General features: G+C 64.4%; 21 protein-coding genes. 20 read left to right on the plus strand and 1 reads right to left on the minus strand.

Going from position 1 to position 22,621, the window contains the following annotated elements; all coding sequences use genetic code 11:
* Positions 1-107: 107 nt before the first annotated feature.
* Genes LB554_RS05715 through LB554_RS29410 form a run of 3 tightly spaced genes read left to right on the plus strand, consistent with a single transcriptional unit; the run spans position 108 to position 683 of the window.
* Positions 108-383 (plus strand): type II toxin-antitoxin system ParD family antitoxin, encoded by a 276-nt coding sequence (locus tag LB554_RS05715; protein ID WP_140615618.1) that lies wholly within the window; start codon positions 108-110, stop codon positions 381-383.
* Complete coding sequence (locus LB554_RS29405; protein WP_263485734.1) at positions 380-523, plus strand: type II toxin-antitoxin system RelE/ParE family toxin; 144 nt, start codon at positions 380-382, stop codon at positions 521-523. The genes LB554_RS05715 and LB554_RS29405 overlap by 4 nt, the downstream gene beginning before the upstream one ends.
* A 52-nt stretch (positions 524-575) precedes the next feature.
* Entirely contained in the window at positions 576-683 is a 108-nt protein-coding gene (locus LB554_RS29410) for a type II toxin-antitoxin system RelE/ParE family toxin (RefSeq protein ID WP_281405543.1), read from the plus strand.
* 115 nt (positions 684-798) lie between these two features.
* On the opposite strand, the gene LB554_RS05725 is transcribed toward LB554_RS29410, so the two are convergent.
* On the minus strand, positions 799-1,914 hold the full coding sequence (locus tag LB554_RS05725) for a cystathionine gamma-lyase (protein WP_015317200.1): 1,116 nt from the start codon (positions 1,912-1,914) through the stop codon (positions 799-801).
* Between the two features lie 406 nt (positions 1,915-2,320).
* Between LB554_RS05725 and mraZ the strand changes: the two genes are divergently transcribed.
* The 17 genes from mraZ to lpxC all read left to right on the plus strand — a co-directional run bounded on the left by mraZ (position 2,321) and on the right by lpxC (position 22,506).
* Positions 2,321-2,794, plus strand: coding sequence for a division/cell wall cluster transcriptional repressor MraZ (mraZ, locus tag LB554_RS05730; protein WP_224583484.1), 474 nt, complete (start codon positions 2,321-2,323; stop codon positions 2,792-2,794).
* On the plus strand, positions 2,791-3,807 hold the full coding sequence (gene rsmH / locus LB554_RS05735; RefSeq protein WP_224583486.1) for a 16S rRNA (cytosine(1402)-N(4))-methyltransferase RsmH: 1,017 nt from the start codon (positions 2,791-2,793) through the stop codon (positions 3,805-3,807). The genes mraZ and rsmH overlap by 4 nt, the downstream gene beginning before the upstream one ends.
* A 4-nt stretch (positions 3,808-3,811) precedes the next feature.
* Positions 3,812-4,207, plus strand: coding sequence for a hypothetical protein (locus tag LB554_RS05740; protein WP_224583488.1), 396 nt, complete (start codon positions 3,812-3,814; stop codon positions 4,205-4,207).
* Complete coding sequence (locus tag LB554_RS05745) at positions 4,204-5,928, plus strand: peptidoglycan D,D-transpeptidase FtsI family protein (RefSeq protein ID WP_224583490.1); 1,725 nt, start codon at positions 4,204-4,206, stop codon at positions 5,926-5,928. The genes LB554_RS05740 and LB554_RS05745 overlap by 4 nt, the downstream gene beginning before the upstream one ends.
* A gap of 54 nt (positions 5,929-5,982) precedes the next feature.
* On the plus strand, positions 5,983-7,437 hold the full coding sequence (locus LB554_RS05750) for a UDP-N-acetylmuramoyl-L-alanyl-D-glutamate--2,6-diaminopimelate ligase (RefSeq protein ID WP_224583492.1): 1,455 nt from the start codon (positions 5,983-5,985) through the stop codon (positions 7,435-7,437).
* Positions 7,434-8,915 (plus strand): UDP-N-acetylmuramoylalanyl-D-glutamyl-2,6-diaminopimelate--D-alanyl-D-alanine ligase, encoded by a 1,482-nt coding sequence (locus LB554_RS05755; RefSeq protein ID WP_224583494.1) that lies wholly within the window; start codon positions 7,434-7,436, stop codon positions 8,913-8,915. Before LB554_RS05750 ends, LB554_RS05755 begins: the two co-directional genes overlap by 4 nt.
* Before the next feature lie 17 nt (positions 8,916-8,932).
* Complete coding sequence (gene mraY / locus LB554_RS05760) at positions 8,933-10,015, plus strand: phospho-N-acetylmuramoyl-pentapeptide-transferase (protein ID WP_224583496.1); 1,083 nt, start codon at positions 8,933-8,935, stop codon at positions 10,013-10,015.
* An 8-nt stretch (positions 10,016-10,023) separates the two neighbouring features.
* Complete coding sequence (gene murD / locus LB554_RS05765; RefSeq protein ID WP_224583498.1) at positions 10,024-11,424, plus strand: UDP-N-acetylmuramoyl-L-alanine--D-glutamate ligase; 1,401 nt, start codon at positions 10,024-10,026, stop codon at positions 11,422-11,424.
* Positions 11,424-12,575, plus strand: a complete 1,152-nt coding sequence (gene ftsW / locus LB554_RS05770) for a putative lipid II flippase FtsW (protein WP_015317209.1) — start codon at positions 11,424-11,426, stop codon at positions 12,573-12,575. The genes murD and ftsW overlap by 1 nt, the downstream gene beginning before the upstream one ends.
* A gap of 1 nt (position 12,576) precedes the next feature.
* The gene (gene murG, locus LB554_RS05775) at positions 12,577-13,704 is read left to right on the plus strand and encodes an undecaprenyldiphospho-muramoylpentapeptide beta-N-acetylglucosaminyltransferase (protein WP_140789197.1); all 1,128 of its coding nucleotides are present in this window, start codon (positions 12,577-12,579) and stop codon (positions 13,702-13,704) included.
* Entirely contained in the window at positions 13,701-15,101 is a 1,401-nt protein-coding gene (gene murC, locus LB554_RS05780) for a UDP-N-acetylmuramate--L-alanine ligase (protein ID WP_015317211.1), read from the plus strand. Before murG ends, murC begins: the two co-directional genes overlap by 4 nt.
* Positions 15,098-16,063 carry a UDP-N-acetylmuramate dehydrogenase gene (gene murB, locus LB554_RS05785; RefSeq protein ID WP_224583500.1) on the plus strand — a complete coding sequence of 322 codons (966 nt, stop codon included), beginning with the start codon at positions 15,098-15,100 and terminating at the stop codon, positions 16,061-16,063. Before murC ends, murB begins: the two co-directional genes overlap by 4 nt.
* A 301-nt stretch (positions 16,064-16,364) precedes the next feature.
* Complete coding sequence (locus LB554_RS05790) at positions 16,365-17,291, plus strand: D-alanine--D-alanine ligase (protein WP_224583502.1); 927 nt, start codon at positions 16,365-16,367, stop codon at positions 17,289-17,291.
* Positions 17,279-18,220 (plus strand): cell division protein FtsQ/DivIB, encoded by a 942-nt coding sequence (locus LB554_RS05795; protein ID WP_140822250.1) that lies wholly within the window; start codon positions 17,279-17,281, stop codon positions 18,218-18,220. Before LB554_RS05790 ends, LB554_RS05795 begins: the two co-directional genes overlap by 13 nt.
* A complete protein-coding gene (ftsA, locus tag LB554_RS05800) occupies positions 18,217-19,524 on the plus strand; it encodes a cell division protein FtsA (RefSeq protein WP_015317215.1) in 1,308 nt (435 codons plus the stop codon). The genes LB554_RS05795 and ftsA overlap by 4 nt, the downstream gene beginning before the upstream one ends.
* 66 nt (positions 19,525-19,590) lie before the next feature.
* Positions 19,591-21,276, plus strand: a complete 1,686-nt coding sequence (gene ftsZ / locus LB554_RS05805; protein ID WP_224583504.1) for a cell division protein FtsZ — start codon at positions 19,591-19,593, stop codon at positions 21,274-21,276.
* Between the two features lie 279 nt (positions 21,277-21,555).
* A complete protein-coding gene (lpxC, locus tag LB554_RS05810) occupies positions 21,556-22,506 on the plus strand; it encodes a UDP-3-O-acyl-N-acetylglucosamine deacetylase (protein WP_015317217.1) in 951 nt (316 codons plus the stop codon).
* Positions 22,507-22,621 lie beyond the last annotated feature (115 nt).

Genomic DNA, 22,621 nt, shown 5'->3' on the forward strand with positions numbered 1-22,621 from the left:
ACGCATGGCGCTCATTTGCCCCGCCGCAAGACAGAGATATCCGCCGACTTTTCTTGAAATTGGTGCGATTAAATCGTACCATCACGGCTCATCATCAGGAGCCTATCGTGGGTCAGGTCGACAAACGCAGCATCACGCTTTCGCCGGAGTTGGCTCAGGCCGTCGACGATGTGGTCGCGGCTGGAGAATACGCTTCGGCGAGCGAGGTGATCCGCGATGCGTTGAGGCAATGGAAGGACCGCCGCGACCTGATGGGCTACACGGTTGAGGAACTGCGCAAGCTGGTGCAGGAGGGGATCGACAGCGGGCCTGGTCGGTTTGCCTCGATGGACGAAATCAAGGCGGAGGCCCGCAGGCGTCTGCGATCTGACGACGCGGCATGAAGTTGCTGCCAATCGACCGCAGCGCTCGTGCGGAAGAGGATTTGGTTGCGATCTGGCTTCATATTGCGGGCAACAACGAGGCAGCAGCGGACCGGTTGCTTGATCGTTTAGCGGCAAGATGGCAGCAATTGTCGACTTAATCCCTTCTCAGGTGCGCCACGCGACGACATTGCGCCGGGTATCCGCCATCTGATTGTCGGCGAATATCTCACCTTGTACCGGGTCGGCGGTGATGCGATCGAAGTTCTTCGCGTGCTGCATGGTCGGCGCAACATCGAAGCCAATGACCTCGGCTCCTAAGCAATCCAGGAGAAGCGCTAGCGCTTTCCCTTGCGGAATCGCGTAATTGCGTAAAACAAGGAGTTAGGGCGGTTCGGCGATCCCATCAAACGCTGACCCGCTCGTGGTCGATTTGTCAGTCGCTGATCCTGTCCAGCGAGGCCTCGATCGCCTTCCAGAGTTCTTCCACCGGCTCACAACCGACCGACAGGCGAACGAAGCCGGCCGGAACCGCGTCGCCTCGCTTCAAGCGCCGCTCGGCCGAGGTGTGGACGCCGCCGAAGGAGGTTGCGGCCTGCATCAGGTCGCAATTGTTGATGAAATCCTCGGCTTTCTGCTCGGAAGCGAGTTCGAAGGAGATGAGGAAGCCGAAGCGCTCCATCTGGGCGCGGGCAAGATTGTGCGAGGGATCGCCTTCCAGGCCGGGATAGCGCAGGCCGTTGATCGCCCGATGGCCTTGCAGGCGCCGCGCGATCACTTCCGCCGACGAACACATGCGGTCGAAGCGCACATCCAATGTTTCCAGGCCGCGATGCACCAGCCAGGCTTCGAACGGCCCGGGGATGCTGCCCGAGACTTCGCGCCAGCCGGTCACGGCGGCGATGATATCCGCATTGCGGCTGGCAACATGTCCGAACAGCACGTCGGAATGGCCATTGGGTGCCTTGGTGTCGGCGGCGACAACGATATCGGCGCCGTGATCGAGAGGGCGCTGGCCGAAGGGCGTCATCGTCGTGTTGTCGACCACCAGCAGCGCGCCGGCCTTGTGGACGGCTTCGGCGACAGCGGCGATATCGCAGATGTCCAGCCCCGGATTGGCCGGCGTTTCGACGAAGGCCAGCCGATAGCCCGCAAAACCGCCGTCAAGGAAAGTCGATGTCGGCCGGACATCGTAGGAGACACCGAGCGGTTGCAGGAAGCGATCAGCCAGCGCCCTGGTGGTGTGATAACCGTCCGAAGGCAGCAGGACATGGTCGCCGGCCTTGAGCACGGCAAAGAATGCCGCCGAGATCGCTGCCATTCCCGAGGGAAAGCCGACGCAGGGCGCGTCTTCCAAATGGGACAACATGTGTTCGACGGCATCCCAGGTCGGGTTGCTGAAACGGCCGTACTGGTTGAAGCCGGTGGCATCGCCCGGTGCATGGAAGATGGCGGCCATGGTCAGTGGCAGGGGAATGGAATCGCCCATGGCAAACCCGCTGCGACGCAAATGGGGAAGGGCCGCGGCGCGCGATTTGGCAGTTTCAGACATCGAGTTTCAAGTCCCTTGGCGATCGGTGATATGGGGAGACGCTATGCCCGGCCGCGGCTCGCGGCAAGGCGTCTCCAGTTAGACCAGCGAGGCTCTAAACGGTTCGTTAGGCTTAATAGACCATAAAGACGAGACGTGCCGTCAAAGCCTTCTCGTCGCCGTGATGCGCATGTTTGTGAAGCCTATTCCCGTTGACGCCCATAGTGCCCCATGGTATCCCATTTCGACATCAAAGCCTTCGTTCCGCGTCAGGGTAAAGCGTACGCCAATCGGGCAGCCGCGGCGGCTGCGCGTTTGCCGCTTTTTGCCCGTGTGGACGAGGTTGGTGCGGGGCAGACGCAGCGCTGCGGTGGCGCGTGCGACACGATGAAGAGGGGTGCGGCCGCGCAGGCGGCTGCAACGTGTGATGGACCGGTTTCTGTCGAACACGGTGAGCAGGATCGATGCGAAGGGACGGGTGTCCGTTCCGGCGCATTTCCGTGCCGTGGTGCAGAAGCGCGGCTATTCGGAACTCTATGCGCTGCGGTGCCTGGACCTGCCGGCGATGGATGTCGGCGGGCTCGATCTGCTCGATCGCTACGAGCAACGCATCGCGCGGGAAGACCCGTTCCTGCAGGCTGCGGACGACATGTCGTTCTTCTGCCATGGCGACGGAGCGTTCCTGAAACTCGACCAGGACGGCCGCATCACCATGACCGATTTCATCCGCGAACATACCGGCATTTCCGCGGAGGTGGCCTTTGTCGGGCGCGGCAATTTCTTTCAGGTCTGGGAGCCGGGACGGCTTGCGACCTACGGCGCGCAGGCGCGTGCCAGGCTTTTGCAGCTTCGGCGGGGGACGAAGGCTCACGAGGCCAAGGCTGGGGAGCGACCGGAATGACGGTGGGCCACGGCGATGATATCAACGCCGTCGGCGGATCGGTCCGCCACATTCCGGTCCTCCTTGGCGAAGTGCTGGAAGCGCTGGCGCCGGCGGAGGGCGACATCGTCATCGACGGCACGTTCGGCGCCGGCGGCTACACCAAGGCCATCCTGGCGGCAGGCGCGTCCGTGATTGCCATCGACCGCGATCCGGATGCCATCGCGGCCGGCCGCGACCTCGAGGCGCAATCCGGCGGCCGGCTGAAGCTGGTGCAGGCGCCGTTCTCGACGCTCGACGAGCACGTCGAAAGCGTCGATGGCGTCGTGCTCGACATCGGCGTTTCCTCCATGCAGCTCGACCAGGCCGAGCGCGGCTTTTCCTTCCGCAACGACGGACCGCTCGACATGCGCATGGCGCAGGCGGGCCTGAGTGCTGCCGATGTCGTCAACAGTTTCAAGCCGGGCGACCTTGCCCGCATCTTCGGCTTCCTCGGCGAAGAGCGTCACGCCGGCCGCATCGCCCGCATGATCGAGGCGCGCCGGGAAAAACGCCCATTCGAGCGCACGCTCGAACTCGCCGATGCGATCGAAACCCATATTGGACGCGCGCCGAAGGACAAGATCCATCCGGCGACCCGCGTCTTCCAGGCGCTGCGCATCTTCGTCAATGACGAGCTCGGCGAACTGGCCAGGGCGCTGTTCGCGGCCGAACGCGCGCTGAAGCCCGGTGGACGGCTCGCCGTGGTGACGTTCCATTCGCTGGAAGACCGCATCGTCAAGCGCTTCATCGCCGACCGCGCCGACGCCATGACCGGCTCGCGCCACATGCCGGAGGCGCAGGCGCGCACCGCGACATTCCGCAAGGCTGGTGGCGGCGTGACCGCAGGCGACGCCGAGATTGCAGCCAACCCGCGCGCCCGCTCGGCCAGGTTGCGTGCCGCGATCCGCACCGAGGCTCCGGCGCGCGGCGACGATTTTTCGATTTTCGGCCTTCCAAAGCTTCCCGGCATCGACCGGCCGGGGGAGAGGTAAGCACGTGTTTCGTACCAGCGACATTGTCCTGATCGCCGTCATGGTTTCGGCGGCGGCCCTGACCTACAAGGCCAAGCGCGAGGCCGAGGACCAGTTGGCGGCCGTGCAGAAGATCCATGCCGAGATCCGTTACGAGGAGGACACGATCGACCTGCTCAAGGCCGACTGGAGCCTGCTCACCCAGCCGTCGCGCCTGCAGAAGCTGGCCGAACTCTATAAATCGCAGCTCGCGCTGGAGCCGGTCAGTGCTCGCCAGATCGTGGGCCTGGGCGACCTGCCGGCCAAGGCCCTCGATATCCAGGACATCCTGAACGGGCGCGAGGGCGCCATGGCCGACAATTCCGATAAGGCGCCTTCAGGCGACAAGGATCCCGTCGTGACCGGAGACATCGCCCAATGATCGGCAAACTGCTGAAGCGCTTCGCGTCGGTAAGCCGCGCCAGGACGGGCGAGGACGGATCGATCGTGGTCGAAGGCGCCCGCAAGGCAACAGGTGGCAAGGGCAAGGCGCGCATCGTGATGACGATGGCGGTGTTCTTCGGCATCTTCTCGACCATATCCGGGCGGCTGGTCTATCTCGGTTTCCAGACACCCGACCTGTCGGGCGGGCCGCAGAGCCGGGTGACCGCCTCGCGGCCCGACATTGTCGACCGCAACGGCGAAGTGCTGGCCACCGACATCAAGACGGCGTCGCTGTTCGCCGAGCCGCGCCGCATCGTCGATGCCGACGAGGCGATCGAGAAGCTGTCGACGGTGCTGCCCGAAATCGACTACGAGCAGACCTATCACAAGCTGAAGAGCGGCGCCGGCTTCGTCTGGCTGCAGCGGCAGCTGACGCCCAAGCAGCAGGCCGACATCATGCAGCTCGGCATTCCCGGTTTTGGCTTCCGCACCGAAAAGCGCCGTTTCTATCCAAGCGGCGAAACCTCGTCCTACGTTGTCGGTCTGACCAACATCGACAACCAGGGCATTTCCGGCATGGAGAAATATATCGATGAGCAGGGCCTGAGCGACCTGCAGGCGTCGGGCCTGGCGGTGGCGAAGGATCTCAGGCCGGTGAAGCTTTCGATCGACCTGCGCGTCCAGCATGTGGTGCGCGACGAGATTGCCGCCGGCCTGGAGCGCTATCGCGCCATGGGCGCTGGCGCGGTCGTGCTCAACGTCAAGACCGGCGAAGTGGTGGCCATGGCCTCGGTGCCGGATTTCGATCCGAACAATCCCTACAATGCGCAGGACAAGGACCGGCTCAACCGGATGTCGGCGGGGCTCTATGAAATGGGCTCGACGTTCAAAAGCTTCACCTCGGCCATGGCGCTCGATTCCGGCAAGGCGACGATGTCGAGCCGCTTCGACGCTTCGCATCCAATCCGCGTCGGCCACCAGGCCATTCACGATTTCCACGGCAAGAACCGCGTGCTGTCGTTGCCGGAGGTGTTCCTCTATTCGTCCAACATCGGATCGGCCAGGGAGGCAGAGTTGGTCGGCATCGAGGCGCACCGCGAATTCCTGCACCGCCTCGGCATTCTGGAGAAGATGCAGACCGAACTGCCCGAAGTCGCCCGCCCGACCGAGCCGAAAGTCTGGAAGCAGGTCAATTCGTTCACCATTGCCTTCGGCCATGGCGTGTCGACGACGCCGCTGCAAGCGGCTGTCGGCTGCGCGGCGCTGGTCAATGGCGGCTTCCTGATGCAGCCGACATTTCTGGTCCGCAGCCAGGAGGACGCGATGGCGGCGGCCAAGAAAGTGGTTACCGAAAAGACCGTCGAGGGCATGCGCTACCTCTATTCGCTCAACGCCGAGAAGGGTTCGGCCAGAAACGCCCGCGTTCCCGGCTACCGCGTGGGCGGCAAGACCGGAACGGCCGAGAAGGTCATCAACGGCCGTTATTCGAAGGAGTTGAATTTCAACACCTTCGTCGCCGCCTTCCCGATGGACGATCCGCAATATCTGGTGTTCACGATCGCCGATGCCCCGCATCCGGAAAAGCCCGGGATGACCGACGTCGCCGCCAACAATGCTGGGGTTATGGCCGGCAATATCATCAGGCGTTCAGCGGCCATGCTTGGCGTGAAGCCAGATTTCAGCCATGAAAATGGTGCAACGCTGGTTTCCTATCAGTGATTCTTAGGGCGCGCCGGCAACTGCGCGCTATTTTGTTGCGGTGAACGAGACTCGATGAAGCTCAAAGATCTAGCCGGTATCCTGCCAGTCGAAGGAACAGCTTCCGCCGATCTGGAGGTTACCGGCATCTCGTCCGATTCCCGCCAGGTAAAACCGGGCGTCGTCTTTTTCGCGCTTGCCGGAACCAAGGCCGATGGCGCGAGCTACGCCGCCGACGCGGCCCGGCGTGGCGCCGCCATGATCGTCGTGGGCAAAGGCAGCGCCCTTACCGATTTGCCGGTTCCGGTGCTGGCGGTCGATGATCCGCGTCTTGCACTGGCGTTGAGCGCCGCCCGCTACTTCGGCAAACAGCCGCAAACCATGGTCGCGGTTACCGGCACCAGCGGCAAGACGTCGGTTGCCGCCTTCACCAGGCAGATATGGGAGCAGGCGGGATACGCCGCCGCCTCGATCGGCACCACTGGCGTGGTCGCGCCCGGCCGCAACGAATATGGTTCGCTGACGACACCCGATCCGGTCGCCCTGCACCGGTTGCTCAGGGAATTGGCCGATGCCGGCGTTACCCACGCCTCGATGGAGGCCTCCAGCCACGGGCTCGACCAGCGCCGCCTCGATGGGGTGAAGCTCTCGGCCGGGGGCTTCACCAATCTCGGCCGCGACCACATGGATTACCATCCGACGATCGAGGATTATCATCGCGCCAAATTGCGCCTGTTCGACACGCTGCTGCCGAAGGGCGCACCCGCCATCGTCTTCGCCGACGATCCGTGGTCGGAACCGACGATAAAGGCGGCGCGGGCCGCCGGGCTCGACGTGCTGACGGTTGGCCGCCATGGCGATTTCCTCAGGCTGAAGCGGGTCGAGCATGAGCGTCATCGCCAGCGTGCCGAGGTCGAGGCCGACGGTGTGATCCACGAGATCGACCTGCCGCTCGCCGGCGATTTCCAGATCGCGAATGCGCTGGTTTCGGCGGGGCTGGCCATTTCCACTGGAACGCCTGTCGCCAAAGCCTTGGCGGCATTGGAGAAATTGAAAGGGGCGCCGGGCCGGCTCGATCTCGTCGGCACCACGGCGAGCGGCGCGCCGGTCTATGTCGATTACGCGCACAAGCCCGATGCGCTGGAGAACGTGCTGGCCTCGGTGCGTCCGTTCACCACCGGCCGTGTCATGGTCGTCTTCGGCTGTGGTGGCGACCGCGACCGTGGCAAACGACCGATCATGGGCGAGATCGCGACCCGGCTTGCAGATGTCGTCATCGTCACCGACGACAATCCGCGCTCGGAAGTGCCCGAAACCATCCGCGCCGCCATTCTTGGGGCCGCGCCCGGCGCCATGGAGATCGGCGACCGGCGCAAGGCTATCCACGAGGCTGTCGGCATGCTGCATGCCGGCGATACGCTGATCGTGGCCGGCAAGGGTCATGAGGAAGGCCAGACGATCGGCTCGGAAACGCTGCATTTCTCCGACCACGAGGAAGTGCGCGCCGCGCTCCGGGAGCATGCCGCATGAGCTTGCTGTGGACGTCGGAAGCGCTGGTTGCCGCCACGGACGGGCGGCCGCTCGGCCCCATGCCCGAAGGCATATCGGGCATTTCGATCGACAGCCGCAGCCTGCAGCCGGGCGATGCTTTCTTTGCCATCAAGGGCGAGGCGATGGACGGCCATGACTTCGTCACCGCGGCCATCAAGGCCGGCGCCGGCGTGCTGGTGGTGGCCGAAGGCAAGCTGCCCTCACTTGGCCGGTTGACCGCGCCGATCATCGTCGTCGACGACGTCCTGGTTGCGCTGGAAAAGCTCGGTGTCGCGGCGCGCGCCCGCTCGCAAGCCAAGATCATCGCGGTGACCGGCTCGGCGGGCAAGACCACGACCAAGGAGGCGCTGCGCCACGTGCTTTCGGTCGTCGGCAAGGTGCATGCCTCGGCGCAGTCCTTCAACAACCATTGGGGCGTGCCGCTGACCTTGGCGCGCATGCCCGCCGATTGCGACTATGCCGTGTTCGAGATCGGCATGAACCATCCCAACGAGATCCGGCCACTGGTGAAGATGGTGCGGCCGCATGTCGCCATCGTCACCATGATCGCGGCCGCGCATCTTGGCTTCTTCCGCAACCTGGACGAGATCGCCAAGGCCAAGGCCGAGATTTTCGAGGGCCTGGAGCCCGATGGTGCTGCCGTCCTCAACCGCGACGATGCGCGTTTCAAGCTGCTGTACAAGATGGCACAGGCTGCCGGCGTCGAGCATATCCATGGCTTCGGCGAGAATGCGCGCTCGACCTTCAAGCTGGTCAAGTGCGAGTTGCATGCCGACCATTCCGACATCGCCGCCCGGATCAGCGGCCACGATATCATCGCCCGTATCGGCGCGCCCGGCCGGCACATGGTGCAGAACGTGCTGGCGTTGCTTGGCGCCGCCCATCTGGTTGGCGCCGATCTCGACAAGGTTGCATTGGCGCTGGCCGATCTCTCGGCCGAGCGCGGGCGCGGCAAGCGCCACGTGCTGCGGCATCCCGGTGGCCCGATTTCGGGCCGGGCCGGGGGCCCGATTTCGAGCCAGGCCGGTGGTTCGATCACGCTGATCGACGAGAGCTACAACGCCAATCCTGCCTCGATGGCGGCCGCGATGGCGCTGCTCAACGCGACGCCGGTAACGGGCGAGGGCAGGCGCATCGCCGTGCTTGGCGACATGCTCGAGCTCGGCGATCACTCGGCCAAGCTGCACGCCGCTCTTGCCGATCTCATCGTCGGCACCGGCACGCGGACGGTCTTTCTCGGCGGCCCGGAAATGCGGTCGCTGGCGGAAGCGCTGCCGGACGATATCAGGACGGAATACCGCGCCGGCGTCGAGGAGTTGAAGCCGGTGCTGCTCGCCGCGCTTAAGCCGGGCGACGTGGTGATGATCAAATCGTCGAAGGGCATCGGTTTTGCAAAACTGGTCGATGCGCTGCTGGGCAAATTCCCGGCTGAAACGACAACAAGCAACCAGACCTAGTCGGGGGACGAAAGCGCATGTTCACACTGCTGGTCGATTTCGCGGACAAGGTCTCTGTCTTCAATGTCTTCCGCTACATCACGTTCCGCACCGGCGGGGCGCTGATCACCTCCGCCCTGATCGTCTTCATCTTCGGGCCGACCATCATCAATTCGCTGCGGCTCAGGCAAGGCAAGGGCCAACCGATCCGCGCCGACGGGCCGCAGACCCATTTCAAAAAGGCAGGTACGCCGACCATGGGCGGACTGATGATCCTGTCCGGCATCATCGGCTCGTCGCTTTTATGGGCGAACCTGTCCAGCATCTATGTCTGGGTGGTGCTTTTGGTGACACTCGGCTTCGGCTCGATCGGCTTTTACGACGACTATCTGAAGGTGACGAAGCAGTCGCATCTCGGCTTCTCCGGCAAGGCGCGGCTTGCGCTGGAATTCGTTATCGCCGGCATCGCCGCCTGGGCGATCATGCGCAATGGCCAGGCGCCCTTCTCGTCGTCGCTGACATTCCCCTTCGCCAAGGAATTCATCATCAACCTCGGCTGGTTCTTCATTCCATTCTCCTGCTTCGTCATCGTCGGCGCCGGCAATGCGGTGAACCTGACCGATGGCCTCGACGGCCTGGCGATCGTGCCGATCATGATCGCGGCGGCGTCCTTCGGCGTCATCGCCTATCTCTCGGGCAACGCGGTTTTCGCCGAATATCTGCAGATCCATTTCGTGCCCGGCACTGGTGAACTGGCGGTCGTGCTTGGCGCGGTCATCGGCGCCGGCCTCGGCTTCCTGTGGTTCAACGCGCCGCCCGCGGCGATCTTCATGGGCGACACCGGATCGCTGGCCATGGGCGGCCTGATCGGCACGGTCGCGGTCGCCACCAAGCACGAGATCGTGCTCGTCATCGTCGGCGGCCTGTTCGTGGTCGAGATTCTCTCGGTCATCATCCAGGTCGGCTACTTCAAGATGACCGGCAAGCGCGTGTTCCTGATGGCGCCGATCCACCATCATTTCGAAAAGCTCGGCTGGACCGAAAGCCAGGTGGTGATCCGCTTCTGGATCATCGCCGTCATCCTGGCGCTGGTCGGTCTTTCCACCCTCAAGCTCAGATAGGCAGCCCCTTGATCCCCGCCGCATCCTTCGCAGGCAAGCGTGTATCGCTCTTCGGGCTCGGCGGCTCGGGGATCGCCACGGCGCGCGCGCTGATCGAGGGCGGCGCCGAGGTGCTGGCCTGGGACGACAATCCCGGCAGCGTCGCCAAGGCGGCCGCCACCGGCATCGCCACCGGCGATCTGCGTGGCGCCGACTGGGCCGGTTTTTCCGCCTTCGTGCTGTCGCCCGGCGTGCCGCTGACCCATCCCAAGCCGCACTGGACCGTGGAATTGGCGCGCGGGGCCGGCGTCGAGATCATCGGCGATATCGAGCTGTTCTGCAGGGAACGGACGCAGCGTGCGCCGGATGCTCCCTTCATCGCCATCACCGGCACCAACGGCAAGTCGACGACGACGGCGCTGACGGCGCATATCCTTCAAGCCTCCGGGCGCGACACGCAGATGGGTGGCAACATCGGCCGTGCGGTGATGACGCTCGATCCGCCGAAGCCTGGCCGGCATTATGTAGTCGAATGCTCGTCCTACCAGATCGACCTTGCGCCCTCGATCAATCCGACGGCCGGCATCCTGCTCAATCTGACGCCCGACCATCTCGACCGCCACGGCACCATGCAGCACTACGCTTCGATCAAGGAGCGGCTGGTGGCGGGCAGCGAGACGGCGATCATCGGCATCGACGATTCCTGGTGCGCGCAGATCGCCAATCGGCTGGAGCGGGCAGGGCGGCAGGTCGTCCGCATTTCCAAGCGCCTGCCGCTGACCGACGGCTATTTCGCCGACGGCACCAATCTGATGGAAGCCGTGCACGGCCGCTACGGCCGGGTAGCCTTCCTCGAAGGCATTGGCTCGCTGCGTGGTCAGCACAATGCGCAAAATGCGTTGGCCGCCGTCGCCGCCTGCCTCAAGGTCGGGCTCAACCTTGGCGAGATCCAGTCTGGGCTGGAAAGCTTCCCGGGTCTGGCGCACCGCATGGAGCAGGTTGGCCGCAAGGACCATGTGCTGTTCGTCAACGATTCCAAGGCGACCAATGCCGATGCCGCGGCACCCGCGCTGTCCAGCTTCAATCGCATCTACTGGATCGCCGGCGGCCTGCCCAAGGAAGGCGGCATCGAGCCGCTACGCGGTTTCTTCCCGCGCATCGCCAAGGCCTACCTGATCGGCGAGGCGGCACCTGCCTTTTCGGCGACGCTCGGCGAGGCCGTGCCCTACGAGATCTCGGGCACGCTGGCGGCGGCGGTCGAGCATGCCGCGCATGACGCGGCCAAGGACGACAGCGGCGAGGCGGTAGTGCTATTGTCGCCGGCCTGCGCCAGTTTCGACCAGTTCAAGAATTTCGAGGTCCGTGGCGAAGCCTTCAGGCAAGCTGCGAGCGCTATGGATGGCGTCAAACCCATCGGAGGGGCACGATAATGCAGAGCCGTCTCGACAAAAGTCCGGTCGCAACCTGGTGGTGGACCATCGATCGCTGGTTCCTGGCGGCGTTCCTGTCGCTGATGGGGCTAGGCATCGTGTTGTCCTTCGCGGCAAGTCCCGCGGTGGCCGAACGCATCGGCCTCGACAGTTTCCATTTCGCCACCCGGCAGATCATCTTCACCGTGCCTGCGCTCGGCGTGATGCTGGCGGTCTCGTTCCTGGATTCCAGGCAGATCCGGCGCATGTCGCTGATCATGCTGTGCCTGATGCTGGTGCTGATGGTGGCGGTGCTCTATGTCGGCGTCGAGGTGAAGGGCGCGCGCCGCTGGGTGTCGCTTGCCGGCCTGTCCATCCAGCCGTCCGAGTTCCTCAAGCCGGCCTTCGTCATCATGTGCGCGTGGCTGTTCGCCGAGCACAAGCGCCAGCCCGACATTCCGGGTAATCTGTTCGCCATGCTGCTCCTGGTGCTGGTCGTGTCGCTGCTGGTGGCGCAGCCGGACCTCGGTCAGACCATGCTGACCACCGGCACCTGGGGCATCATGTTCTTCATGGCGGGGCTGCCATGGCTTTGGATCATCGTGCTGGGCGCTGCCGGCGTCGGCGGCGTCTTCGCCGCCTATACGGTGTTTCCGCACGTCGCGCTGCGCATCGACAAATTCCTCACCGGCGAAGGCGACACGTTCCAGGTCGATATGGGCCGCGATGCGCTGATCAATGGCGGCTGGTTCGGCGTCGGGCCGGGCGAGGGCACGGTCAAGCGGGTCATCCCCGACAGCCATGCCGACTTCGTCTTCTCGGTCGCGGGCGAGGAGTTCGGGCTGATCATGTGCTTCTTCATCATGTCGATCTTCGCCTTCATCGTGCTGCGCGGTCTCAACACGGCGCTCAAGGAGCATGACGACTTCACCCGTTATGCGGTCGGCGGTCTGGTCACCGTGTTCGGCCTGCAGGCCGTCATCAACATGTGCGTCAACCTGCAACTGGTGCCGGCAAAGGGCATGACGCTGCCCTTCATCTCCTACGGCGGCTCCTCCCAGATCGCCATCGCCATCTCGATGGGGATGGTGCTGGCGCTGACGCGCAAGCGGCCGGAAAAGCGCAAGCAGATGGGCTTTACCCTGCCGCAGCGCGCCATGCCGGCGGAGTGACATGGCCAGAGGCGTTATCCTTCTCGCGGCGGGCGGAACCGGCGGACATCTGTTTCCAGCCGAAGCGCTGGCGCATGAACTCCTCGATCGCGGGTGGGCGGTGCATCTGGCGACCGACACCCGGGCCGAACGGTTTGCCGCCCATTTTCCGGCGGCGGCCGTCCATCCGATCCAGTCGGCGACGTTAGGCTCGAAAAATCCCTTCGCCCTGCTCGGCGCCTTCTGGAAAATCTGGAGCGGCGTGCGTCAGGCCTCCGCCATCATCGGCAGGATCAAGCCGGAGGCCGTGGTTGGATTTGGCGGCTATCCGACCTTGCCGCCGCTCTACGCGGCGACGCGGCGCAAGGTGCCGACGCTGATCCACGAGCAGAACGCGGTGATGGGCCGCGCCAACCGGGCGCTGGCCGGCCGTGTCGACGCGATCGCCGGCGGCTTCCTGCCGCAGGATGAAAGCGCGGCCGGCGCCAAAACGGTGACGACCGGCAATCCGGTCCGGCCGGCTGTGCTCGAAGCGGCCAGGACGCCTTACGCGGCTTCGACCGGGGATGAGCCCTTCCGCCTGCTGGTGTTCGGCGGCAGCCAGGGCGCACAATTCTTTTCCGATGCCATGCCAGGGGCCATCGCGCTGCTTTCCGACGCACAGCGCAAGCGCCTTGTCGTGACCCAACAAGCTCGCGCGGACGACGTGGCGCGGGTGAAGGCGGCCTATGCCGCGCTCGGCGTCGCCGTCGAGGTCTCGCCGTTCTTCACCGACATGGCGGCGCGCATAGCGGCGGCGCATCTTGTAATCTCTCGTTCCGGCGCCTCGACCGTGTCGGAAATCGCCGTCATCGGCCGGCCGGCGCTGCTGGTGCCCTATCCCTTCGCGCTCGACCACGACCAGGCGGCCAATGCAGCCGCCCTTGCGGCCGCCGGCGGTGGCGAGGTGCATGTGCAATCCTCGCTTTCGCCCGAGCGCATCGCGGCACTGCTCGGCGCCCTGATAGACCAACCGGAGCGGCTGGCGACGATGGCTGCCGCGGCCAAGTCGGTCGGCAGGCCCGACGCGGCGCGGTTGCTCGCCGACCTCACAGAGGCTATTGCGTCCCGCAAAACAGTATCGGATTTCAGGAAGGGGACGCACCCATGAAGATGCCGCAGACCATCGGCCTCGTGCATTTCATCGGCATTGGCGGCATCGGCATGAGCGGCATCGCCGAGGTGCTGCACAATCTCGGCTACAAGGTGCAGGGGTCCGACCAGGCCGACAGCGCCAATGTGCAGCGGCTGCGCGACAAGGGCATCGAATGCTTCGTCGGCCACAAGGCGGAGAATCTCGGTGACGCCGAGGTCATCGTCGTCTCGACGGCGATCAAGAAGTCGAATCCGGAGCTGAAGGCGGCGCGTGAAAAGCTGTTGCCGATCGTGCGCCGCGCGGAGATGCTGGCCGAACTGATGCGTTTCCGCCAGGCCGTGGCGATCGGCGGCACGCATGGCAAGACCACGACGACCTCGATGGTGGCGACGCTGCTGGAGGCCGGCGGGCTCGACCCGACCGTCATCAATGGCGGCATCATCAACGCCTACGGCACCAATGCCCGCATGGGCGATGGCGAGTGGATGGTGGTCGAAGCCGACGAGAGCGACGGCACCTTCCTCAAGCTGCCGGCCGACATCGCCGTCGTCACCAACATCGATCCCGAGCATCTCGATCATTATGGCAATTTCGACAATGTGCGCGAGGCGTTCCGCCAGTTCGTCGAGAACGTGCCTTTCTATGGCTTCGGGGTGATGTGCACCGATCACCCGGAAGTGCAGGCGCTGGTCGGGCGCATTGAGGACCGGCGTGTCATCACCTATGGCGAGAACGCACAGGCCGATGTGCGCTTCACCAACCATCGCATGGCGGGGGCGACCTCGGAGTTCGACGTGATCATCCGCGACCGCAAGGGGCGCGGCCAGACGGCGATTTCGGGCCTGCGCCTGCCGATGCCCGGCCGCCACAATGTTTCCAACGCGACCGCCGCGATCGCGGTCGCGCACGAACTCGGCCTGTCGGCCGAGGCGATCAAGAAAGGCCTTTCGTCCTTCGCCGGCGTCAAGCGCCGCTTCACCCACACCGGTTCCTGGAACGGTGTCGACGTGTTCGACGATTACGGCCACCACCCGGTCGAAATCTCGGCGGTGCTGAAGGCGGCGCGCAGCGCCACCAACGGGCGTGTCATCGCCATTGCCCAGCCGCACCGCTTCACCCGGTTGCATGATCTGTTCAACGAGTTCTCCGCCTGCTTCAACGATGCCGACACGGTGATGGTCGCCCCGGTCTACGCCGCCGGCGAAGAGCCGATGGACGGCGTGACATCGGACGCGCTGGTGTCGCGTATCCGCGCCGGCGGCCATCGCGACGCCCGCTACATCGAGGGACCGGCCGACATCGCGCCCGTCATCCGCGACATCGCCAAGCCCGGCGACTTTGTCGTCTTTCTCGGCGCCGGCAATATCACTCAGTGGGCCTATGCGCTGCCGAAGGAGCTTGCCGCCCCATGATGAACGGCCAGGCGCTGATCGACAGACTTGGCGGCCGGCTAGCCGGTCTGCGCGGCCGCATCACGCCGAATGCCGAGATGGACAAGATCACCTGGTTCCGGGCTGGCGGCCTTGCCGAGGCGCTGTTCCAGCCTGCGGACGAGGAGGATCTGTCGGCCTTCCTCAGAGCCGTTCCCGAAGAGATACCCCTGACCATCGTTGGCGTCGGCTCGAACCTTCTTGTCCGCGACGGCGGCATTCCGGGTTTCGTCATCAGGCTTTCGGCCAAGGGCTTTGGCGAGGCCGAAGTCGTTTCCCCGATCAGGATCAAGGCAGGTGCCGCCACGCCAGACAAGCGCATGGCGGCGGTGGCGCTCGAGGCCGGCATTGGCGGCTTCCATTTCTATCACGGCATTCCAGGCGCTATCGGCGGCGCGCTCAGGATGAATGCCGGCGCCAACGGGGTCGAGACGCGCGAGCGCGTCGTCGAGGTGCGGGCGCTCGACCGCGCGGGCAACGCCCAAACGCTGAGCAATGCCGAGATGGGCTATGCCTACCGCCATTCGGCGGCGCCCGCCGGGCTGATCTTCACTTCGGCCGTTTTCGAAGGCTTTGTCGAGGACAGGGCGGTGATCAAGGCGGCGATGGATGCGGTGCAGAACCATCGCGAGACCGTGCAGCCGATCCGCGAGAAGACGGGCGGCTCGACCTTCAAGAATCCGGAAGGCACGTCGGCCTGGAAGGAGATCGACAAGGCGGGTTGCCGCGGGCTGATGATCGGCGGTGCGCAGATGTCGCCGATGCACTGCAACTTTATGATCAACACCGGAACGGCGACCGGCTACGACCTCGAATATCTCGGCGAGACGGTGCGCGCGCGGGTGCTCGAGCATTCCGGCATCCGGTTGCAGTGGGAGATCAAGCGCATCGGCAATTTCCGTTCCGGATACGCCGTCCAGGAGTTCCTCGGCCAGCTTCTCTAGCGCCTCTTGAAGTTCATGTGATGCGTGAACTTCAAGGGGATCGAAATGCCGTGAAATCGTTGCTGCAAAGACTCAGCGACACGGTTTTCGCATCTGTTTTCTCAGAAAGTGAATCTCTCGGAATCATAAGTGCTTGCCAGTGAATCAACTCTCTGATTCTCTGCCCTAAAGCGTTTCCTGATTTGAGTCGTTCGACGCGTTTCAGCGTTTTCCGTCTGGGGGGGCAACCTGCCGGGAGACTCGGACTCAATGTTGCGGAAATCTTGTGTTTTTGGTCCGCGGTGAGAGGGGATGACGGGGAATGAAAAGCAAGCATGTGGCCGTATTGCTGGGAGGTTTCTCGTCCGAGCGGCCCGTGTCTCTGTCTTCCGGAAAGGCCTGTGCCGATGCGCTGGAGCAGGAGGGTTACCAGGTCACCCGCGTCGATGTCGGGCGCGATGTCGGCTCGGTGCTTGCCGAGCTCAAGCCTGACGTCGCCTTCAATGCGCTGCATGGGCCTTTTGGTGAGGACGGTACCATCCAGGGCATCCTCGAATATCTCGGCATTCCCTACAGCCATTCCGGCGTGCTCGCCTCGGCGCTTGCCATGAACAAGGAGCAGGCGAAGAAGATCGTCAAATCGGTCGGCGTCCCCGTTGCCGAATCGAAGGTCGCCAATCGGTTCTCCATCCGGAACAAGCATCCGATGAAGCCGCCCTATGTGGTCAAGCCGGTCAGCGAGGGGTCGAGCTTTGGCGTCGTCATCGTGTCGGAGGGGCAATCGCACCCGCCGCAGGTGATCGGGTCGTCCGAATGGAAATATGGCGATACCGTCATGGTCGAGCGCTACATCCATGGGCGCGAGCTGACCTGCGCCGTCATGGGCGATGTGGCGCTTGGCGTCTGCGAGATCATCCCGACGGGCCATTCCTTCTACGACTATGATTCAAAATATGTCGCGGGGGGATCAAAACACGAATGCCCCGCAAAAGTTTCACCGAATATTTACCAAAAAATACAGACACTGGCGCTCAAGGCTCACCAAGCTGTCGGCTGTCGGGGCGTTTCCCGGTCGGACTTCCGTTATGACGATCGTCACTCCGAAAATGGCGAGGTTGTATGGCTCGAGGTCAACACTCAGCCGGGCATGACGCCGACGTCTCTGGTGCCTGAAATTGCCGCCCATGCCGGGCATTCGTTTGGTGAATTGTTGAGTTGGATGGTGGAGGACGCTTCGTGTCTGCGTTGAAATGGGGACAGGGTAAGGTGAGGGGCGCGGCCGGGCCGTCGCTGTTCGGCCTGCCATTGTCGTTGGACCATTTCGTTCTGCCGCGCGTGCTTCGCCGCCCGGTACGCATCCTGACGCGCCTGGGCGATGGTGAATTCCAGGCGCCGCGCTTCTCCGCCGCGATCATGTCGTCGGTACTGCTGGTGTCGAGTGGCGCCTATGGCGCCTACCTCGGCGGTCACGCCGACGGGATCATTCAAAGCATCACCGCCCGCACCGGCTTCGCGGTCGACCAGGTCAAGGTGGTCGGCAACCGTCAGACTTCGGAGATCGACATTCTCGACAGGCTGGAACTCGATGGCTGGACGTCGCTGATCGGCTTCGACGCCGAGGCCGCGCGGGAGCGTATCGCCACCTTGCCGTGGATCCAGGTTGCCGCGGTGCGCAAGGTCTATCCGCACACGCTGGAAGTGCGCGTCGAGGAGCGTGCGGCTTTCGCGCTCTGGCAGCAGGGCAACGACCTCTCCGTCATCGAGAAGGATGGCGCCGTCATCGCGCCGTTCTCGGGCGGCAAGCAGGTGCTCCTGCCGCTGTTGATCGGCACCGGCGCGCCCGCCAAGGCGCCCGATTTCCTGGCCAGGATCGAACACTATCCCGACCTCGCCGGCCGCATCAAAGGCTATGTCCGCGTTGGCGAACGGCGCTGGGACCTGAAGCTGGACAACGGCATCACCATCAAGTTGCCCGAGGATGACGAGGACCAGGCGCTCGCCGAACTCGTCAAGATGGACCATGACAAGGGACTGTTGTCGCGCGACATCGCCGCCGTCGACATGCGCCTGACAGACCGGCTGGTCGTGGAGCTGACGCCGCAGGCGGCGACGCAGCGCGAAGCCGCGCTCAACGAGAAGCCGAAAACCCTCAAGCGCAAGCCGGAGACGAAGATATGAGCTGGCTTGGCGGTTCTGGCGATGCCTCGTCGCGCCGGTCGGGCACCCTGACGGTGCTGGATGTCGGCTCGAACAAGGTCTGCTGCATGGTGGCCAAGCTGAAGCCGAACGATGACGGCAAGCTCCTGCGCGGCCGCTCGCACCGCATCCAGGTCATCGGCATCGGCCACCAGAAATCGCAAGGCGTGAAGTCCGGCGTCATCGTCGATCTCGACCGGGCCGAGCATGCCATTCGCCTCTCCGTCGATGCCGCCGAACGCATGGCCGGGCTGACGGTCGATTCGCTGATCGTCAACATGACCGCCGGCCGGCTGAAGAGCGAAAGCTTCTCGGCGACCATCAATCTTGGCGGCCACGAGGCCGACGAAGCCGACATCAAGCGCGTGCTCGGCGCCGGTGCCAAGCAGGCGCTGAAGGCCGAGCGCGAGGTGGTCCATTCGCTGCCCGTCGGCTTCTCGCTCGATGCCGAGCGTGGTGTGCGCGATCCGCGCGGCATGGTGGGCGACACGCTTGGCGTCGACATGCATGTGCTGACGGGCGATGCGGCGCCGATGCGCAATCTGGAGCTCTCCATCAACCGCTCGCATTTGTCGGTCGAGCGCATGGTGGCGACGCCCTATGCCAGCGGGCTGGCGGCACTGGTCGACGACGAGCTGGAACTCGGAGCCGCCTGCATCGACATGGGCGGCGGCACGACGACGATCTCGGTGTTTTCGGAAGGCAAGTTCGTCCATGGCGACGCCATCGCCATCGGCGGTAACCATGTGACGCTCGACATGGCCAAGGGACTTTCGACCTCGCTCGACGCCGCCGAACGGCTGAAGGTGATGCACGGCTCGGCGCTGCCGGGCAGCGCCGACGACCGCGACCTGGTCTCGATCCAGCCGATCGGCGACGATGGCGACGTGCCGCTGCAGATCCCGCGTTCGGTGATGACGCGCATCGTGCGCGCCCGCATCGACGAGACGCTCGAACTCCTGCGTGACCGGTTGAACAAGTCCGGTTACGGCAATGCGGTCGGCAAGCGCGTCGTGCTCACCGGCGGCGCCAGCCAGCTGGCCGGCCTGCCGGAAGCGGCGCGCCGCATCCTGGGGCGCAATGTACGCATCGGTCGCCCGCTCGGCGTGGCGGGCCTGCCCGAAGCGGCGAAAGGCCCGGCTTTCTCGGCCGCGGTCGGGCTTCTGATCTATCCGCAGATGGCGAGCTTCGAGAGCCATCCGGCGAAAGGCATTTCCGGTCTCAGAATGACCGGAACGGGTGGAAAACTGCATCGCATGAGTCAGTGGTTGAGAGACAGTTTCTAATTGACGGGGACAGCCCCATAGGCGGCCGCGGCGGCGAAGCGGCGTGAAAGGCAAAGGACGGAGACAATGACTATCAATCTGCAGAAGCCGGACATCACCGAGCTTAAGCCGCGCATCACCGTGTTCGGTGTAGGCGGCGGCGGCGGCAATGCCGTGAACAACATGATCACCGCCGGACTGCGCGGTGTCGAGTTCGTCGTGGCCAACACCGACGCGCAGGCGCTGACCATGTCGAAGGCCTCTCGGCTGATCCAGCTTGGCGCGCATGTCACCGAGGGGCTCGGTGCCGGATCGCAGCCGGAAGTCGGCCGCGCGGCGGCGGAAGAGTGCATCGACGAGATTCTCGACCATCTCACCAACACCCATATGTGCTTCGTCACCGCCGGCATGGGCGGCGGCACCGGTACGGGTGCTGCTCCGGTTGTTGCCCGCGCAGCGCGCGAGAAGGGCATTCTCACTGTCGGCGTCGTCACCAAGCCGTTCCACTTCGAAGGCCAGCGCCGCATGAAGACGGCCGACTTCGGCATCGAGGAGCTGCAGAAATGCGTCGACACCTTGATCGTCATCCCCAACCAGAACCTGTTCCGGCTGGCCAATGACAAGACCACCTTCGCCGACGCCTTCGCGATGGCCGACCAGGTGCTCTACTCCGGTGTAGCCTGCATCACCGACCTGATGGTCAAGGAAGGCCTGATCAACCTCGACTTCGCCGACGTGCGTTCGGTGATGCGCGAGATGGGCAAGGCGATGATGGGCACCGGCGAGGCTTCCGGCGAGGGCCGCGCGATGGCGGCGGCGGAAGCCGCGATCGCCAACCCGCTGCTCGACGAGACCTCGATGAAGGGCGCCAAGGGCTTGCTGATCTCGATCACCGGCGGCCGCGACCTGACCCTGTTCGAAGTCGACGAAGCGGCGACCCGCATCCGCGAGGAAGTCGACCAGGACGCCAACATCATCCTGGGCGCCACGTTCGACGAGGAACTCGAAGGCGTCATCCGCGTCTCGGTGGTAGCCACCGGCATCGACAAGTCGGCGGCCGAAATCGCCGCCGCGCCGATCTCGATCCGGACCGCACCGCCGAAGCAGGCTGCCCGGCCGGCCGTCGCCCCTGTGGAAAGCCGCCCGGCGCCGGTCCAGCAGACGGTGTATGAACCACGCGCCGCCGATCCGGTTGCCGAGGCCATCCAGTTGGCCGAAGCCAATGCCGCGGCCATGGCACAGGCTCGTCCGGCTCCTGTCGCCCATGCGGACGATTTCCGCCCGCAGAGCAAGATCTTCCAGGCGCCGCCCGCACAATCGCAGCCTATGGTGCAGCCGGTGGTCCAGCAGATGATGCAGCCGGCTCCGCAGCCACGCGAAATGCTGCGTGAAGTCCAGCAGCCGGTGGCGATGGCGCCGCAGCGCATGCCGCGCGTCGAGGACTTTCCGCCGGTCGTCAAGGCCGAGGTCGACGCCAAGAGCCGCCCGGCCGACCACGAGAACAGCGGCCCGATGGGCCTCCTGAAGCGCCTGACCAATGGCCTGACCCGCCGCGAGGAGGAGCCCGCACGGCTGCAGCCGGCGCAGCCGCGCGAGCCCAAGCTGCGCCAGGCGGCACCGGAAGTGCGCCGCCTCGCCAGCCAGGACGCCCAGCTTTACGCGCCGCGGCGCGGCCAGTTGGACGATCAGGGCCGCCTGACGCCGCAGACCAGGGCGACTCAGGACGACGATCAGCTGGAGATTCCGGCGTTCCTGCGCCGCCAGGCCAACTGAGCGGTTAACGGACTGTAACAATTGTTAACAGGCAGGCAAGAAATTGCTTGCCTGTTAACGTTTAAAATGCCGCATAATCAACGGGTTATGACGTCGTACATGTTCCAGTTCGCGGTTACAAAGAGTAAGAAACCGTGATTTGGACTCTCCCTGCCGGGACACTATCTTCGCTGCCTACCATAGTCGGTTTGCCGGGATTCGGGGGAAGTCGCCCTGCCTGCCGATTTAACAAGAGCCGCGCCCTCGGGCTGGAGAAGCGGACCTAGGCATTACGGGCTCATGGGGATTGTCTTGCACGACCACCAGACGACAGTGAAGACGCGCGCGTCGCTTACAGGCACCGGCGTTCACAGCGGCAAAGAAGTTTCCATCAGTTTCCTGCCCGCGGATGCCGATACCGGCATCGTATTCGCGCTCCTCAATGGAGACGGGCAGGGCCGTGAGTTCCGCGCCCTGTTTTCCGAAATCGGCGCCACCGACCTGTGCACCATGCTTGGCGATCCCTCGGGCGAGCACATCGCCACGGTCGAGCACATCATGGCCGCCCTGTTCGGGCTCGGCATCGACAATGTCATCATCGAGATCGACGGGTACGAGGTTCCAATCCTCGACGGCAGCGCCATGGCGTTCGTCGAAGCCATCGACCAGGCCGGCATCGAGACGCTGGCCGTCAAGCGGCGCTATATCAGGGTGGTCAAGCCGGTCCGCATCGAGAACGGCGCCTCCTGGGCGGAGTTCAGGCCCTATGACGGCACCCGTTTCGAGGTCGAGATCGATTTCGAAAGCCCGGCGATCGGCCGTCAGCTCTTCGCATCGGACATCAACGCCGATATTTTCCGCCGCGACATCGCGCGGGCCCGCACCTTCGGCTTCATGAAGGACGTCGAGCGGCTGTGGGCCGCCGGCTATGCTCTGGGATCCTCGCTGGAAAATTCCCTGGTGATCGGTGACGACAACCGCGTCATCAATATGGGCGGCCTGCGCTATCCCAATGAGTTCGTGCGCCACAAGACGCTCGACGCCATGGGCGACCTGGCGCTGGCCGGCGCGCGCTTCATCGGTTGTTTCCGCTCCTATCGCGGCGGCCATCGGCTGAACGCCGCCGCACTGCGGCGCCTGCTGTCGGACCGCACCGCCTTCGAGATCGTCGAGACGACACGCCGCGAGCGTGGTCGCGCCGCCGAGATGAACGCCGTCAATGCGCCTCTCTATGCGCCCTGGATGATCTGATTTTCTTAATCTTTTTCGGATTCCATGGCGGTATGGGTGTTGCATGAATGCATCATCCATCGGCGAAATTGCGTAGATTTTCACGCCACGGTCCGCCGCCACAAAAATGTGCGAT

Origin of the sequence: Mesorhizobium sp. CO1-1-11 (assembly GCF_020164995.1) — a bacterium.
In the GTDB taxonomy this organism is placed as follows: Bacteria; Pseudomonadota; Alphaproteobacteria; order Rhizobiales; family Rhizobiaceae; genus Mesorhizobium; species Mesorhizobium australicum.